The sequence below is a fragment of the Pedobacter psychrodurus genome, assembly GCF_004331735.1.
Classification (GTDB): domain Bacteria; phylum Bacteroidota; class Bacteroidia; order Sphingobacteriales; family Sphingobacteriaceae; genus Pedobacter; species Pedobacter psychrodurus.
In genome coordinates, this window is the sequence record NZ_SJSO01000004.1 from 121,508 (window position 1) to 138,934 (window position 17,427).

A 17,427-nucleotide genomic window follows, 5' to 3' on the forward strand; every position below is an offset into this window, starting at 1 on the left:
CATCCGAAATGAATACAATAGGAAAAAAAATGATTTTCATTTCGTTAACCGATGCTCCCAATGGCGCTGAAAATGTGCTGCTGATGATGGCTACCACTGTTAAAGGCGAAATGTGCTTTTTAAAAAAACATGCTTTTACAGGACTTAAAATTTCTGAAGGGATTTCTAAAAGATACTTATCTAAGAAAACAATTTTTTGGGGCTTTGTAAAACTGATACCGCTGCTCCGAAAATATAAAAAGGATGATGTGGTAATGAGTACGCACCCATATTTAAATGCGTTCTTGGGTTTTTTGAAACGTATAGGTTATCTCAGATCGAAATTAATTGTACGCGAATGCACTTCTGTTTTTACCCGTTTCACCGGAATTAAAAAACGCATTTATCAAATCATTTACCGCATGGGTTATCCGGCTGTTGATTTAGTGGTTTGTCAAACAGCGTTAATGAAAATACAGCTCTTCGATCATAATAGATTTTTATCTGAGCATAAAATATTGGTTCAGCCCAATCCAATCGATTTTAATAAGATTATTGCTAAATCTGCTCAGCCTTTAATTAATGGCGATGCCAAACTAGATTTTATCTGCTCCGCAGGAAGGCTGATCCCGGAAAAAGGATTTCCGATTTTGATCAAAGCTTTTAAACTGATTCAGCAGGAGCACCCAAAATTGAAATTACTTGTATTGGGAGAGGGGAAAGAAAGAGCATTATTAACCAATATTATTCAGGAGAATAATTTAAGCGATTCGGTTTTTTTAAAGGGACAGATAGATAATCCAGCCCCATATTTTAAACAGGCAAAACTTTGTGTAGTATCTTCCATAAAAGAGGGTTTTCCGAATGTGCTGTTAGAAATGATGTCGGTAAATAACGCGGTAGTATCTACACTTTGCGCAGGAGGCATCAGCGAAATTCCGGCTATTGGCAAAGTTGAAATAAACAATGTAGAAGCTCTTGCCGAGGCGATGGGCAAAAAATTAAAGCAAAACCAACATCAAAGTTCTGAAATTGAGATGCAGTATTTGTACAGCCGCAGACCGGAAATATTCGCTCAATCTATTTTAAACGCTTTACAGCACCAAAACTAGCCCGAAGTATAAACAAAGCATTACCGCATTTCTGATGGGATGCTTTGCTGTATCCTAAAAATAAACAATCGAGCCTTTTTCGAGGCCATTTTTAACTGTTTCTCAAACTTAAATTTTATGAAAATTTTAATTACCGGTACAGCCGGATTTATTGGTTTCCATTTGGCAAAACGCTTATTGGAAAGAGGAGATGTTGTTGTTGGTATTGATAACATCAACGATTACTATGATGTAAACCTAAAACACGCCAGGTTGGCTCAAACAGGTATTAACCATGCCGATTTGGTTTATGGTGTTCCTCAGGTAAGTGATAGATATGAAAATTACACTTTCATAAAGTTGGACATCTGCGATAAAGAAAGTTTAGAAAATTGTTTTAAAACGTATCAGTTCGATGCGGTTTGCAATTTGGCTGCACAGGCAGGTGTACGGTACAGTTTAACTAACCCAGACGCCTACATAGAAGCAAACATTAAAGGCTTCTTAAATATCCTGGAGTGTAGCCGTCATTTTAAAGTTGGCCATTTATTGTATGCCAGCTCTTCGAGTGTTTATGGGTTAAATAAAAAAATGCCATTTTCTGCACACGATAATGTAGATCATCCGGTTTCATTATATGCGGCTTCTAAAAAAAGCAACGAATTAATGGCACATGCTTATAGCCATTTATTTAATTTACCAACTACTGGTTTACGTTTCTTTACAGTTTACGGTCCTTGGGGTCGCCCAGATATGGCCTTGTTCTTATTTACAAAAGCAATTTTAGAAGGTAAGCCTATTGAAGTTTTTAATAACGGGGAAATGAAAAGAGATTTTACCTATGTAGATGATATTATTGAAGGTATTGTAAGAGTCTTTGACCAACCAGCACAGGCAAATCCCAACTGGAATAACCAAAATCCTGATCCAGCTACATCGGCAGCACCTTTTGCCGTGTTTAATATCGGGAGAGGAGCACCGGTTAACTTGTTAGATTTTGTTGAAGAAATTGAAAAAGAAACGGGATTAACGGCGCAAAAAATATTTATGCCTATGCAAGATGGTGATGTAGCAGAAACATCAGCAGATATAGATGATTTAAAAAACTTGTTAAATTATGAACCATCTGTTTCTGTGCAAAAAGGTGTAAAGAATTTTGTGAACTGGTTTACAACATTTTATCACCCAAATTTACAGTTAGCTCCTAAAACAGCTGTTGTTACAATTTAGTTTGTCATAATAGTGTAAACTATATGTATTATAAATTTTATTTAACTGAATTATTAAACTGTCATTTTACTATCTGTAAGCAATTGGTTTACAGTATAAATAATATCAAATATTAAGCCTATTATTTAATTATCAGCGTTTTAACTGCATTTTATTAAATATACTCATTTATCGCACATAGCGTTAAGTTGTAAATTTAAAAAAAATAAAAAATGCAGAGAATGACAAAATTGTTTAAAAAAGTGAGTTTAATTGGTTTAATATTATCGACAATTATCTTCTTTAGTAATTGTAAAAAAAGTGTGAAGGCTGACGATCCAACAGCTGATAGCACCGAATTGTTTTCAGGCGATTCATCAGCCGTATTGGCAGCTACCAGCGGCAGTACTGGTAAATTAAGCGTTTCTGGATTAAAATCTGAGGGAGGTTATGCATTTAAAATTTCGCAATCAATTTCTGGTGGTGATAATTCTACTTCAAAAGAACAATCAATTTTAAGATTATTTGAAAACGGAGTAGAAATTGGTCCTGCCCATAGTATACACGATGATATCAGGAATTTAGGTAAAGGAAGGTTTAGCCATTGGGGTGCTACGGTAATATTTTCAGCATCAGATAATACCGACCCAAGAACTAATGGTCGTTCTTATACTTATGTAGTGGGCGGTACAAGTGCTGCGTTACCACCGGCTGAAACGATAACTCCTCCTCCTACAAATACCACCATTAACGCTGCCTTGGTAGGTTATGCTTTGGTAAATGGTAAAACAACAGGTGGTCAGGGTGGTGTTGAAACTACGGTAACCACACTTGATCAATTAAGAGCAGCTGTTGGTGATAACGTTACACGTACTATTTATGTGAGCGGTACCATTAAAGGTGCTGGTAAGGATATCGTATATGTAAAATCAAATAAATCAATTATTGGTAGATCTGGTGCTGTTATTGAAGGTGTGAATCTATTTATTTATACCGTAAGTAACATTGTAATCCAGAACATTACCTTTAAAAATTATGTAGAGTCGGCAGCAGTGCAAATTAAAGATGCTGCTCACCATATCTGGGTAGATCATTGCGATTTCTCTACAGATCGTAGTCGTGGTTGGGATTATTGGGGTAAAGATATTACGATTACCAGAGAATCTGATTATGTAACTGTTTCTTGGAGTAAATTTCACGATACCAACCTATCAGTATTAATTAGTGGCGGTATCGCAGGTCACGAAGCTGATAAAGGTAAACTGCATGTAACCCTGCACCATAACATGTGGTACAACATTACCGAAAGAGAGCCATCAATGAACTATGGCAGTGTACACATGTTTAACAACTATCACCTTAACAACTCTGGTTACTCTATCGGTACAAGAGCTGGTGGTATAGTAAGAACAGATAATGAGTATTTCTCAAATTGTGTTAAACCATTAACTACAAAAGTGGCAAGTGATCCGGAAGGATATTTTAGCGGTATTACAACCAACATTTACGATAAATGTGGTGCAAACAATATAACGACGGCAGTTTCTACCTGGGTTCCAGAGTATGAGTACAAATCATTCCTTAACGATGCAGCGAGTGTGCCTGCTATTGTAACGGCAAATGCTGGTGCCAAGTAGGTAAACCAAAACCTTCATATTTTTTCTGCAGTAAGCCACCTGGATAGGTGGCTTTGCAGTTTAAATTAAAATTTTGACATGATGAATATAACTAGGAAAAAGATTTTTATCGTCTGCGACTCTTCCAGATCTCTGCTCGATTTCAGAGGGAAGCTGATTGAAAAGATGCAACAACATAACCAGGTTTATGTGTTTACGCCAAAAATTGAACAAGAATCGGTTCGAAATAAACTGAAAGAACTAAATGTGATTACCTACGAAAGTAAATTAGATGGTAGCAACGTTTCTATCTTATCCGATTTAAGGTTTATCTTTTCGCTGTATAAACTCATCAAGCAAATAAAGCCTGATATTTTTTTTCCTTACACCTTTAAACCTGTTATTTATGGCTCTTTCTTAGCTAAAATATGCAAGGTTAAATTAATTGCCCCCATGCTTACCGGTTTGGGTTATAACTTTACCGATAATTCTTCAAGTAATAAATTAATCGTTAAAATAACAAGGTTGTTATTAAAGCTGAGTCTGCAGCCCAATCCACATTTAAATATTATTTTTCAGAACAAAGACGATTCTCAACGTTTAATCGATCTGAAGATCCTGAACAAAAAACACCAGGTTTATGTGGTAAACGGATCAGGTGTAGATTTAAGTCATTATCACTATTCCAAACCAAGTACTTCGCCCATAACTTTTCTAATGGTATCGAGGCTCATCAATGCAAAAGGCATCAAAGAATATTACGATGCAGCTAAATTGATCAAACAACGGTTTCCACAAGCCGTTTTTAAACTGATTGGACCTTATGATCCTAATATTGATGCCATTGCACCTGATCTATATCAAAAAATTGCCAGTGGAGATACCATTCAATATATGGGGCAGGTTGATGATGTGCGGCCAGATATTGAGCGCTCTTCGGTAATGGTGCTTCCTTCTTATTATGGAGAAGGGGTTCCACGCTGTGTACTCGAAGGAATGGCCATAGGCAGGGCTGTAATTACCTGCGATTCTGTAGGATGCCGGGAAACCGTTAACACCGATCCTGAGCAGCCCAATGGATTTCTTATTCCGGTTAAAGATGCAGGTGCACTAGCCAGTAAAATGGAATATTTTATTAATAACAGTGATGATATTATTGCTTATGGAAACAAAGGACATGAATTTGCAAAAACAAAATTTGATGTGAATATCGTTAATGCAGAACTTTTTAAGATTATGCATTTACAGGCTTAACCACCCTTTTATACATCAATAACTAACCAAATAATAAACTAAACCTAAAATTGTGAACAATACATTTATTTACAAACGAGCCACTCTAGCCGACTTTAGGGAAGCTATAGAGGAGTATGGATGGGTTGTGTATGAAAAGGCAATCAACCAGAAATTAATTTCAGAAATAACCACAGGTTTCGAAACCTCATATCTTTTAAGAAGAGAAATACAGGTTTTAAATGGAATTGATGAAAATATGGAGGGAACATTACATCATTTACTTGAGAAAGATAATTTCGCTATTGAGCTTTTGAGTAAGTTGTACTGCCACAGAGAAATCCGTGATTTTTTGGGTGGAAACTATATTCTTAATGGAATAAATGGCGTAATTAATACCAAAAAGACCAAGTCTTATATCCAAAATATCCATCGTGATATACGTACATTTTCCTCCGAATCTAAATTTATGATCCAGATGATTATTGTGCTTGATGATTTTACCATATTTAATGGCGCCACGCATTTTTTGTCAGGCTCTCATAAATTGGATATCAAACCCGAAGAAAAACACTTTAAAGCTTTCGCTAAACAAGCTATTGCAAAAAAAGGAAGCATTATATTATTCGATTCTAATATCTGGCACGCAGGTGGTATCAATTTTACCAGGAAGCAGCGTAGAGCCTTAACCTTAGGTTTTACCAAACCTTACATTAAACAACAATTCGATTATCCCAGATTTTTAGGATATGAATTTGGCGAAAAAATAGATAACGATTTAAGGCAGATTATCGGTTATAATGCAAGGGTACCAGCCAGTTTACAAGAATATTACAGACCTGTAGAAAGCAGAATGTATAGAGCAGATCAAGGGTAGATAATAAAACTATGGAAACAGAAACGCACTCACCCAAAAGTATTGGAGGCTACATACCACTCGAATTATCAAAAGGCAAGGTTTATTATCCTGATTTAATTGCACTTAATACGGGCAGGAATGCGCTGGAGTATGTGTTAAGGATAAGAAAGTACACTACCATATATCTTCCATACTATACCTGCGAGGTTTTGTTAGAACCGCTCAGAAAACTAAATGTACATTATCACTTTTACCATATAGACGAAGATTTAGATCCGGTTATCGATTTCGAAATAGGCGAACGTTGCTGCCTGCTTTACACCAATTACTTCGGACTTAAAACGGAAACCGTTAATAAGCTAGCCAAAGAAATCAAGAACCTGATTATAGATAATGCGCAAGCATTTTTTTGCAAGCCGATAAACGATTGTGACACCTTCTATTCATGCCGGAAATTCTTTGGTGTACCTGATGGTGCCTATCTAAATATCTCTACAACATTAGGGTTAAATTTAAAACAGGATCAATCAATAGATCGGTTCTCCCACCTGATTAAAAGTATCGATATCAATATTGAGGAGGGCTATACCGATTATATTGAAAACAACAAACTGCTGTGCAATAACGAAATCAAAAAGATGTCGGTATTAACAGAAACCATTCTTTCGGGTATTAATTACGATGAGTGCGCCGATATCAGGAGAAAGAACTTTGCTTATCTGGATGAGCACTTAGGGCAGGAAAATATTTTGAGGTTAAACTTTTCAAGAGAAGATGTGCCGATGGTATATCCACTCCTAGTAGAAGATCCATCGATAAAACAGCAGCTCATCAATCAAAAAATATTTGTGGCCACTTATTGGCCTAATGTTTACGAATGGGCCCATGTTGATAGTTATGAATACTTTCTAGCTAGACATCTTGTTTCATTGCCTATCGATCACCGCTACAGCATAGCGGATATGAAAGCAATTGTTAAAGCTTTAAAACCGCTCGTATGAATACGCAAATTTACTTAAGACCATTAGCATTAAAAGATGCTAATGTGTCGTACAGGTGGAGAAATGATCCTGAAGTATGGTCGTACACTAAATTTGTGTTAAAAGACCCCATTACGGCCGAAATTGAAAAACAATGGCTATTAAATAAACTAAATCTGGCCAATGAGAAACGCTTTGCCATCTGCGTAAAAAATACGAATGAATATATTGGCAATATTCAGCTGCTCGATATCGAAAACGAGAGTGCAGAATTTCACCTCTTTATTGGAGAAAAGAAATATTGGGGAAAGGGTATAGGCTATAAAGCCTCTTTAATGTTGTTAAAATATGCCTTTTATAACCTTAATCTTAAAAACATCTTTTTAGAAGTACATTCAGATAACCTGGCTGCTTATTCTATTTATAAAAAAGTGGGTTTTCAACGCGTTTCGCAACATGCCGATTTTATAAAAATGGTTATAAATTCTTCCGTTTTACTTAGCGCAAACTGACCTATTTACTTTAAATCTACCCTAATTTAATAGCTCAAAATGAGAAAAATTATTACAATTGATGATAAACAAGAATGGTCTGCTTATGTAAAGCGTGCTTTGCATTACGATTTTTATCACACCTGGTATTATCACTCTTTAGATAAAAGTGGTTTGCCAATATTGTTTGTGCATGAGGAAGGTGAAAATTACATTGCTTTTCCACTTTTGAAGAGAAATATCCCTGGCTCCGACTTTTTTGATTTTACATCGGTTTATGGATATACGGGGCCCATTTCAAACATGGACTTCAATGCGCTAGATGATGCTTTTATGGAACGTTTTAAAAGTACATTCATAACGTTTCTAGAAACTGGTCAAAATGTAACTGTTTTTTCCAGATTGCATCCATTTTTTAATCAAGAACGGTTAATGGAGAAGTTTTCTGGAGTATATGCCAATGGAAAAACAGTTGCGATTGATTTAACCACAACCATTGAGAGTCAACGGGCGGGTTACCGGAAAAGCGTAAAAGAAAAAATCAGACGGTTGCGAAAGCGGGATTATGAAGTCAAAATTTCTAACGATATCAATGATGCGAGCATATTTTCTGAAATATATACCGAAAATATGATTCGAATAGGCGCCAAAGACCATTATCTTTTTAATAATGCTTATTTCGTTGCGCTACTTTCTTCTGATGAATTTGATAGCAAACTTTTTTTGGTGTATAAAGATGGAATAGCCATATCGGGTGCCATAGTAGTTTGTACAAAGGAAATTATGCAGGTACATCTTTTGGCTACCAGAACTACCTACCTGTTCGAATCTCCAGCTAAATTATTAACTGATGAAATTACTGTAATTGGTAGACAATTGGGATATAAATATTTTAACCTGGGTGGTGGTGTTAATTTTAAAGAAGATAATCTTTTCGGTTGGAAGATGGGCTTCTCTAATCTATGCTTCGAATTTAATAGTTGGCGCTACATTGCCAATAACGAATTATACAATACACTTTTAAGCGAAAGATCGCTTGATCCTTTTTCAAAAGTTGATTTTTTCCCCCTCTACCGTAGTCCTGTAATTGCTTCATAATTAATTATTAATTCTTTTTAATAAATGGATATGCTAATTGAAAATAATGCTAGGGGCACCACTTTGCAATTAACTTTACAACAAAAGGATGATTGGGTAAAGTATATTAGCCTTGCTGCCGATTACGATTTTTATCATACTTGGCACTACCATGCTATGGCAACAAACGGAAGGCCTATTTTATTTGTGTATTGCGAAGACCTTAATTTTATTGCTATACCTTTATTAGAACGTGCAATCCAAGATACGCCGTATTACGATTTACATTGCGTTTATGGGTATTCAGGTCCTATTTCTAACCTGAAGTTTACCGATATGAGCGACCGTTTGAAAGGAAATTTTATAAGTGCTTTTTCAGCCTTTTTACATAAGGGTAGTTACGTTTCTGTTTTTTGCAGGCTCCATCCTTTTTTTGATCAAAACCAACTGTTACAAAAAACCGGTGGTATGTATGAAAACGGAAAAACGATTGCCATTAACCTACAGCAAAATATAGAAGAACAGCGTAAGCAGTACAGGCAAACAACAAGAGATAGTATTAAAAAGTGCCGGAGATTTGGTTATGCTGCCGTAGAAGCCACTTCACAAGAGGGCATTGCCGCTTTTACAAAGCTTTATCAATCCAATATGAACCGGATTAGCGCTACAGATTTTTACCTTTTTACTGAAGAATACTTTACTAAGCTTGTTCACTCCACAGCATTCGATTGCAAGTTAATCCTAGTTTATTCAAATGAAGATATTGTTTGTGGCAGTATCATTATGTGTACCAAGGGCATTATTCAAGGCCATTTAATTGCCACTAACGCCAGTTACCTTAAAAATTCTCCTGCTAAGTTTTTGGTCGATGAAATTAGTGAGATGGGCCGTAAATGGAAAATGAAATATTACCATTTAGGTGGTGGGCTTGGTTTTAAAGAAGATTCGTTATTTGAATGGAAGCTTGGTTTTTCAAATATGGTTTTAGATTACTACAGTTGGCGATTTATAGCCAATAAGGCCGTTTACAATCAATTGGTAGAAAAATCGGGCAACCAAATACACGCTGATGCAGACTTTTTTCCACTTTATAGAATGATACCGCAATAAACTTACATAAATACTTAATGATTCTCAATTATGAAAAAGTTCTTTTTCCCAGATAAAGCACACTCAAGGTGGTTAATTTTATTAATCGACCAGATGATTGTTGTTTGGACATTGTTTATATCCATTGTCTTAACCAATACGTTAAGCTATGTAGACGTTTTTAACTCTGGCAACGCTATTTATGTAGCGCTTTATTGTTTCATCGCTGCAGGTGTTTTCATTTCTTTAAGAATACACACTGGCATTATACGGTATTCCAATACCGAAGATATCCTAAGGGTTTTTCTGGCTGTATTTGTAACCAGTTTACTCTTTGTAAGCGTAAATAAAATACTTTCGCAACGTTTTCAATTGCTTTGGCACCAGATGGATAAAGCATTGATATTAAATTTTTTCATCTCCTCATCGCTGCTTATTCTCATGCGTATTTTGGTAAAAGGGGTGTTTTTCATCTTTAAAGAACTCAAATCAGAAACCAAAGAGAATATTCTGATTTATGGATCGGAAAAAAAGGCGATTTTGATCAAAAAAGCAATAGAACAGAATGAAGATTCTAACCTGAACATTATTGGCTTTATTGATGATAACAGAGATCGCGTTGATAAATACCTCGAGCAGAAAAAGGTATACCATTCTTGCTCGGTAGCGCTATTAAAAGAAAAACACCATATAAAAAAGATACTTTTTGCCGAAGATGCACTAAATACTTTAAACAAAAAGAAAATCATCGATATCTGTGTTAACGAGGGTATTAAAGTAATTATGGTGCCACCATCAGATAAATGGCTGTACGGTAAGCTAGATTCACACCAATTACGCGATCTGAAAATTGAAGATTTGTTGGAACGTGAACCGATCAAACTCAACAAAAAGAATATCCTGAAGGACTTAAGTGGTAAATGTATTTTGATTACAGGCGCTGCGGGTTCCATCGGATCAGAGATTGTTCGGCAGGCCCTGCAGTACAATCCTAAATCGGTAATTCTCTGCGATCAGGCAGAAACACCGCTTCACGATTTAAAGCTCGAACTGGAAGATAACTTCCTGGCCGCGAACGTGAAGATATTTATGGCCAATGTGCAGAATGTAAACCGGATCAGAACATTATTCGAACTCTATAAACCTGAAATTGTTTTCCATGCTGCGGCTTACAAACATGTTCCCATGATGGAGAATAACCCAGCTGAAGCCATTTTAACGAATGTGCTGGGGACTAAAAACATGGCTGATATATCAATGGAGTTTGGCGTAGAAAAGTTTGTAATGATCTCTACCGATAAAGCGGTTAAGCCAACCAATGTAATGGGGGCATCCAAACGTTTGGCCGAAATTTATATTCAGTCATTAAACACTCCTGAGATTATTTCAACAGGAGAAATTGCTACACATGCTTCCCGCACTCGTTTTGTAACCACCCGATTTGGGAATGTATTGGGCTCGAACGGCTCTGTTATTCCACGATTTAAAAGCCAGATCGAAAAAAGAGGACCCATTACAGTTACCGATCCGGAAATAACCCGGTATTTTATGACAATTCCAGAAGCTGTACAATTGGTAATGGAAGCCGGTGCCATGGGTAAAGGAGGAGAAATATATCTTTTCGATATGGGTAAGCCCGTTAAGATTGTCGATTTAGCTGTAAATATGATCAAATTGGCAGGTTTAACCCCTTACATGGATATCGATATTGTGTTTACAGGTTTGAGACCAGGAGAGAAGCTGTATGAAGAACTCTTGCTCATTGATGAAGAAATTATACCTACCCATCATCCAAAAATTAAAATATCGCAGAAAGTAGCTTACAATTATGTGTATGTTAACCAGATTATTAAAGATCTGATTGTGCTGAATAATGATGGGAATGATCTGAATATGGTGAAGAAAATGAAGGAAATCATACCCGATTATATCAGTAATAACTCAAGATTTGAAGAGTTAGACCTGTTGGTTGCCAATTAATTACCGTAAAATTACCCTATTATAATTATTTTACTTTTGTTAGCGAAATAATTATTAAATTGCATTAAATAGTAATAGTCGTCCCAGATTGTTGATCGAATTTAAATGTTTATTTTAAATTAAATTAACTGCTATGAGTTTAAATGTAGGCCAAGTTCTTGAGCGTGTTGTACGCAGAGACAGAATGGGAATAAGTGAATTATCCCGGAAATTAAATGTAAGTAGAAGAACTATTTACAATTGGTTTGATCAGAAAAGCTTAAATCCCGAAATTATTTGGAAAGTGGGTACCGTAATCGGTCACGATTTCTCTGTTGAGCTACCCGAAACTTTTTCTAAAAACAGTAACTATATCCACGAAGCTTTTGATGCACATGGTGAGGACCAGGCCAAAGGTGATGCAAACTCTGTATATTTCTGGATGAATAAATACATCAAGTTACTTGAAAAATACAATGAAATATTAAGCCAAAACAACATAGAAAAGAGCGCTTCCGAAACTATTGCGCATCATACTATGCCAAGAAATAACAATCGGTCTATTTCTTAAACCATTGCTGGTATTTTAATCTATTTTAAACCAATATCTTCTTAGGGGTTTACCATTCGGTGAACTCTCCCTTTTTTATAGTATCTCTCTAAATAATTCACCATAAGCACGTTTTATGGTGATGGATTTCTATTCACTAAAATTTTGAAATCATGAAAACAATTAACGCATTAACTCTACTGTTACCATTGTTCGTTTTTCAAGGCGCAAAAGCACAATCGCAGGTTTATGGTGGTACAGGTATTCGGTACTCAGTTGGTATCGAAACAGGTTTGGCAACTGGCTACTTAGCTAAAAAATACGAAGCGCCCCTTGGGGTTTCCGTTCAGGCAGAATTTCCCATTACAGAAAGAATTTTATACGCTACGGTAAATACAGGATTCAACAACATGTTTGTATCAGGCAATTATTCACGGTTGGTTGATGATTTACAGCTTGTGCCAGTTAAAGCAGGCCTAAAATATTTCTACAGAAGCAACCTTTACCTGCAATCGGAAATAGGTTTTTCCTTCCTTCTAAATAAAACAAACTGTGTAGAAGGTAAAAAAGCGGCATTTGTATACGCACCGCAAGCAGGAATGATATTTTATCTGCACAACAATAATTACATCGATGCCGGATTACGCTACGAAAGCAATGGCAAATTCTATCACTGCGACCATACGAACAACTTTGTAGGCTTCAGAATCGCCTGGGGCTTTAGTTTATAACAACGGATATTCCTTAGTAGTCATCTTTAATAAGCTTCATAAATGAAAGCAAGTATACAATACAATACGATGAACGGATTGTGGATCCTTTTTATTGATTGTAAATATGAGGATTCTCCGAAATACATCAGGATGATTACGAAAATTATAATCAAAATGTTATCTGGAACGATCATTCCTGGTAATCGCCGAAGGGTTAGATCTGGTAGGCACTACCTTATTCATGAGCATGTTGTAGAATTACATACCGACGAATGGTTTCCATTGGTGCTAGCAAGCGAGAGAAAAGAGCTCCTGGAAGGTATTAAATCCATTTTTATGGATATGAATGGGAAAAAATAACTCGCTCAGATTATTTAATCAATTAAAAATTACGGGAAGGTTGCTCCGAGAGGAGTAGCCTTTTCTTGTTTCGGGGTTAGCGTAAGGAATAAAGGCTGTAACATCTAGTTAAAATGGATCCCGATCTGTCACGTTGAGCCCTGTCGAAACGCTTTATCATGCATTTTGGCTAGTCTTTCAACAAGCTACCATTGACGTATTCTAAAGAAAAGTCGTCATTGCGAGAAGGAACGACGAAGCAATCTTTCATGCTAGTGATCCTTGCTGTAAAGATTGCTTCGTCGGCTGAAAAAGCCTTCTCGCAATGACGATTACTCGCAGCCTATAATCCCTAATATTCGATTACAACTTTACCAATAGTTTTTCCACTTTCCAATAAGCGATGTGCTTCTTTCAAGTTTTCTGCAGTAAATCCTTTCAACGTAGTGTTTAAAGTAGTTTTAAGCGTGCCATTATCAAAAAGTTCGGCAAGTTTATTTAAAATATGGTGTTGCTCTTCCATGTCGTCGGTTTGGTACATTGAACGGGTGTACATCAATTCCCAAGAAAAAGTAACACTTTTATTTTTTAACTTATTCAGCGCAATAGGAACTGCTGTGCCAGTAATAGAAACAATATGCCCTTGTGGTTTTATCAGTTCTACAAGCGCATCCCAATAAGCATTTAAATCAACAAAATCTAGTATAAAGTCTACTTCCTGATAGCCTGCCGCACGTATTTCTTCAATCAGGTTTTTATGGTCTACCACCAAATCGGCTCCCATAGCCAGGCACCATTCTTTGGTTTCGGTACGCGAAGCCGTGGTAATTACCTTTAGCCCGCTTATTTTTTTTGCGAGTTGTATCGCAATTGAACCTACACCACCTGCTCCACCAATAATGAGTATACTTTTTCCTTTATCTTTTTGGTCGCTAATGCGGATACGGTCGTATAACGATTCCCATGCGGTTAGCGCGGTTAAGGGCATAGCAGCAGCTTCTGCATTGCTGAGCGTGCTTGGCTTTAAACCTACAATACGTTCATCTATCAATTGATATTCGGCATTACTGCCATTACGGGTAAGATCACCAGCGTAATAAACTGCATCACCCGGCTTAAAAAAAGTAACCGTCTCCCCAACAGCTTCTACCGTTCCGGTAGCATCCCAACCAATCACCTTTGGGCTTTCCAATATCGTATCTTTAGCACTATTCTGGCGTATCTTATAATCCACCGGATTTACACTAATCGCGTTTACCTTTACCAGTATATCACGTCCGGTTGGTTGCGGAACAGCGGTTTCAAATTCGATAAAACTTTCTTTCTCTGTAATGGATAGTGAGGTTTTAAATCCTATAGCTTTCATTGTTTTTCAATTATCGTTATCATTGCTAAACTAGTTTTAGCAGTTGTTGTTTTAAAACTGTAAATATAATATGGAGCTTTGCCAGTATCTGTAGTTCCAGTAAAGGCTGGCGTAGTATTCAGTTGATTTGTTGCAATGTACACCCAATCTTCAGAACCAAATATAACATTATCTGGCCACTGTAGTTTTGCATCTTGTACAATTAAAGCTTTTAGAAGTTCTGTTGCGCGTTAAACACCACCATCGGTTGCCAAATAACAACAATAAGTAGCGTAATTACAACTAATAAGAGCGACCAATTTGCTAAATTTAGCGAACAGGCTGGTTACATTTGCAATGTCGAAAGATTAAAAAAGACAGTACATATGGATGCAAAAATGATCGGCAGCAAGATTGCCGGAGCACGAAAAAAAATAAACATGTCTCAGGCAGGACTTGCCGAACATGTATTTGTAAGTCCACAGGCCGTTGGGAAATGGGAGCGGGGAGAATCAATGCCAGACATTATCACCTTAAACCAGCTCACCAAGATTCTGGATGTAGACCTCAATTATTTTTCAGAAACACTATCTTCTCTAAATAATACCAGAGAAGTTGAACAAGAAATACCAGAAGTCAATAGCGTAACGGGTTCAGAACAACCACAATTGCTGACAAATTTCAGTGGGAATGAACTTGCCAAGACCGACTTTGCGGGCGTTATTGCGCACAACCTAAAATTTAACGGGAGTAATTTACGTGGTTCAGATTTTACTGGCGCCGATCTTACTTTCAGCTCGTTTCTGGGTAGCGATGTGCGTGAGGCCAATTTTCAAGGCGCAAACCTTACCGATTGCAACCTGTCGGCTACTGATCTTACAGGTGCTAATTTTGATCAGGCCATTTTAGTGCGTACAAAATTCTATGCTTTAGAACTGGCCGGTGCAAAAATCAGCAACACCAAACTAACAGCCGTAAAACTGAGCAAGACCGATCTGAGGAAAACAATCTTTGAAAACTGCGTGTTTGAAGGAGTAGACTTCGACTATTCCGATCTGCGTGGACTCAGCCTTGATGGGCAGACTTTTATTGGGGTTCTATTTCACAATGCAGCGCTTAATGAAACTACGTTTAAGAATGCAATACTTAAAAATGTCTCATTCCGCTCTACTTTCGCCCTTACCAATAAATATTACCGGGCTATTAAAACGATCTGTTTTGAAGGGGCTACAATGGATAAACTCACGTATGCTTCACTCAAAGGTTTAGGCGCCGACTTGGCGCAGGTTAACTTTGTGTAATGAGTAGGTATAAGAGAAACTAGGTTTTGTTCAGGACTCACTGTATTTAAAACAAAATGGCTGTTCGAAATAGAACAGCCATTTTGCGTTAAGCATTCATTTACTTATATTGGGTATCGGGATTTCTGGAACGGCTAGCAATTGGCAAAATTTTCGACAGTTTTGTTTAAAGCAGGCTAAACTGACAATCTTTAATTAACTAAGATATGGCTGCGATAAAAACCACATTAAATGATGCAAATGTTGAAGATTTTATTACTTCATTTGCCGAAACCGAACAAAAACGCAAAGATGGCTTTGAGCTGCTAAAAATCATGCGAGATTACACCGGTTTTGAAGCCAAAATGTGGGGTGCGAGCATGATTGGTTTTGGCGCTTACCACTACAAATCTGAGAGAAGCAATCGGGAAGGAGAATGGCCCCTGGTTGGATTTTCACCTCGTAAAGCCGCCATCTCACTGTATGTTTATATGGCTACTCCTGAGCATGAATCCTTGCTAGGGGAATTAGGGAAATTTAAAATGGGTAAAGGCTGTATCTATGTCAATAAACTATCCGACATCAATATTGATGTACTTGAAAAAATGATGGGAGAAACCATTAAACGGTTGAAAGAAAAATTTCCTGACAAGGGCTAATGTGCTTGCAGATCTAAAAACAGAGACTGTATCAGGATAATAGCCTGTATTCATGATACAGGCTCTGTTAATAAGAAATAACTGTCAATCAAAAAAGAATTAACCCTCAGGTATTTCTGGTTCTACCAACTTGATCAGTTTTTCTAACGATTCCTGCCAGCCCAGGTAGCACATTTCGGCAGGTATGACTGCCGGTATATTTTCCTGTAAAATTTCTAATTCTGTACCTACTGAAGTCTTTTTTAATCTGATCGTATTAACAATGGTTCCTGGCAAGTTAGGGTCATCAAATTTATCGGTGAACTTGAGCAGCTCATTCGGCTGAACTTCCAGGTACTCGCCGCCGAAAGAATTACTGTTGCCTGTAGTAAAATTCTGGAACGACATTTTGAAAGTACCGCCCACCTTTACATCCATTTGGTGTACTGTACCCAAAAAACCATAAGGAGGCATCCAGGAAGCAAGCGCTACAGGCTCGATGAATGCACGGTATACCTTTTCTGGAGATGCTTTAATTACTCTGTGTAATGAAACTTTGTTGTTAGACATAAAATAGATTTTTCTGACCCTACTCATCTGGCTTTTCGGTTCGCCCGTTTTTAAATGGTTGCTGCTCCACCGTCATAACAAAGATGGCAGTAAAAAATAAAAGCAAGTGGGGGCTAATGCGACTTAATTAGGGGTTAATTGCGATAGCTGATAAGATTTGTACTAGAATGGAATAGAAGTTTCCTGAACTAAAAAAGCCTGAAATCTAAGATTTCAGGCTTTAAATTTTCTGCGGAGAGTGGGGGATTCGAACCCGCGGACCCTTTAACAAGTCAACAGTTTTCAAGACTGCCGCAATCGACCACTCTGCCAACTCTCCGSCGCAAAAGTACAAACTCCAGTTAAATCTGCAAACTATGAATGCGTTTTTTTTATATAAACTTGATAATTACTTAACACAGAGAGAGAA

The 17,427-nt window shown here is 37.0% G+C and carries 17 protein-coding genes and 1 tRNA gene; 15 read left to right on the forward strand and 3 right to left on the reverse strand.

Features of this window, described 5'->3' with window-relative positions; genetic code table 11:
• Window positions 1–8: 8 nt before the first annotated feature.
• The 13 genes from EZ456_RS05780 (at window position 9) to EZ456_RS25280 (ending at window position 13,206) form a co-directional block, all read left to right on the forward strand.
• Window positions 9–1,091: a glycosyltransferase gene (locus tag EZ456_RS05780; RefSeq protein WP_131528210.1), complete on the forward strand. Its 1,083-nt coding sequence runs from the start codon at window positions 9–11 to the stop codon at window positions 1,089–1,091.
• A gap of 117 nt (window positions 1,092–1,208) precedes the next feature.
• Window positions 1,209–2,300 carry an NAD-dependent epimerase gene (locus EZ456_RS05785; protein WP_131528212.1) on the forward strand — a complete coding sequence of 364 codons (1,092 nt, stop codon included), beginning with the start codon at window positions 1,209–1,211 and terminating at the stop codon, window positions 2,298–2,300.
• A gap of 212 nt (window positions 2,301–2,512) precedes the next feature.
• Window positions 2,513–3,916, forward strand: coding sequence for a pectate lyase family protein (locus EZ456_RS05790; protein WP_131528214.1), 1,404 nt, complete (start codon window positions 2,513–2,515; stop codon window positions 3,914–3,916).
• Between the two features lie 78 nt (window positions 3,917–3,994).
• Window positions 3,995–5,149, forward strand: coding sequence for a glycosyltransferase family 4 protein (locus EZ456_RS05795; protein ID WP_225876475.1), 1,155 nt, complete (start codon window positions 3,995–3,997; stop codon window positions 5,147–5,149).
• Window positions 5,150–5,201: 52 nt separating this feature from the next.
• The gene (locus tag EZ456_RS05800; RefSeq protein ID WP_131528216.1) at window positions 5,202–6,005 is read left to right on the forward strand and encodes a phytanoyl-CoA dioxygenase family protein; all 804 of its coding nucleotides are present in this window, start codon (window positions 5,202–5,204) and stop codon (window positions 6,003–6,005) included.
• Between the two features lie 11 nt (window positions 6,006–6,016).
• Window positions 6,017–6,988 (forward strand): hypothetical protein, encoded by a 972-nt coding sequence (locus tag EZ456_RS05805; RefSeq protein WP_131528218.1) that lies wholly within the window; start codon window positions 6,017–6,019, stop codon window positions 6,986–6,988.
• Entirely contained in the window at window positions 6,985–7,479 is a 495-nt protein-coding gene (locus EZ456_RS05810) for a GNAT family N-acetyltransferase (RefSeq protein ID WP_131528220.1), read from the forward strand. The genes EZ456_RS05805 and EZ456_RS05810 overlap by 4 nt, the downstream gene beginning before the upstream one ends.
• Window positions 7,480–7,518: 39 nt before the next feature.
• A complete protein-coding gene (locus EZ456_RS05815) occupies window positions 7,519–8,556 on the forward strand; it encodes a GNAT family N-acetyltransferase (protein ID WP_131528222.1) in 1,038 nt (345 codons plus the stop codon).
• Window positions 8,557–8,580: 24 nt separating this feature from the next.
• On the forward strand, window positions 8,581–9,645 hold the full coding sequence (locus EZ456_RS05820; RefSeq protein WP_225876476.1) for a GNAT family N-acetyltransferase: 1,065 nt from the start codon (window positions 8,581–8,583) through the stop codon (window positions 9,643–9,645).
• 30 nt (window positions 9,646–9,675) lie between these two features.
• Entirely contained in the window at window positions 9,676–11,604 is a 1,929-nt protein-coding gene (locus EZ456_RS05825) for a polysaccharide biosynthesis protein (RefSeq protein ID WP_131528224.1), read from the forward strand.
• Between the two features lie 133 nt (window positions 11,605–11,737).
• A complete protein-coding gene (locus EZ456_RS05830) occupies window positions 11,738–12,154 on the forward strand; it encodes a helix-turn-helix domain-containing protein (protein WP_131528226.1) in 417 nt (138 codons plus the stop codon).
• A 152-nt stretch (window positions 12,155–12,306) separates the two neighbouring features.
• Window positions 12,307–12,864 (forward strand): hypothetical protein, encoded by a 558-nt coding sequence (locus EZ456_RS05835; RefSeq protein ID WP_131528228.1) that lies wholly within the window; start codon window positions 12,307–12,309, stop codon window positions 12,862–12,864.
• A gap of 42 nt (window positions 12,865–12,906) precedes the next feature.
• Window positions 12,907–13,206: a hypothetical protein gene (locus tag EZ456_RS25280; protein WP_131528230.1), complete on the forward strand. Its 300-nt coding sequence runs from the start codon at window positions 12,907–12,909 to the stop codon at window positions 13,204–13,206.
• A gap of 331 nt (window positions 13,207–13,537) precedes the next feature.
• Here the strand turns inward: EZ456_RS25280 and EZ456_RS05845 are convergent, their stop codons facing one another.
• A complete protein-coding gene (locus EZ456_RS05845; protein ID WP_131528232.1) occupies window positions 13,538–14,551 on the reverse strand; it encodes a zinc-binding alcohol dehydrogenase family protein in 1,014 nt (337 codons plus the stop codon).
• 365 nt (window positions 14,552–14,916) lie between these two features.
• Here EZ456_RS05845 and EZ456_RS05850 point away from each other — a divergent pair, with 365 nt between their 5' ends.
• Window positions 14,917–15,831, forward strand: coding sequence for a pentapeptide repeat-containing protein (locus EZ456_RS05850; RefSeq protein ID WP_131528234.1), 915 nt, complete (start codon window positions 14,917–14,919; stop codon window positions 15,829–15,831).
• Window positions 15,832–16,037: 206 nt separating this feature from the next.
• Window positions 16,038–16,469 carry a DUF1801 domain-containing protein gene (locus EZ456_RS05855; RefSeq protein WP_131528236.1) on the forward strand — a complete coding sequence of 144 codons (432 nt, stop codon included), beginning with the start codon at window positions 16,038–16,040 and terminating at the stop codon, window positions 16,467–16,469.
• 99 nt (window positions 16,470–16,568) lie between these two features.
• Here the strand turns inward: EZ456_RS05855 and EZ456_RS05860 are convergent, their stop codons facing one another.
• Together EZ456_RS05860 and EZ456_RS05865 are read right to left on the reverse strand one after the other, a co-directional pair.
• Window positions 16,569–17,018 carry an SRPBCC family protein gene (locus EZ456_RS05860; RefSeq protein ID WP_131528238.1) on the reverse strand — a complete coding sequence of 150 codons (450 nt, stop codon included), beginning with the start codon at window positions 17,016–17,018 and terminating at the stop codon, window positions 16,569–16,571.
• Between the two features lie 232 nt (window positions 17,019–17,250).
• Window positions 17,251–17,337 (reverse strand) — tRNA-Ser (locus tag EZ456_RS05865).
• Window positions 17,338–17,427 lie beyond the last annotated feature (90 nt).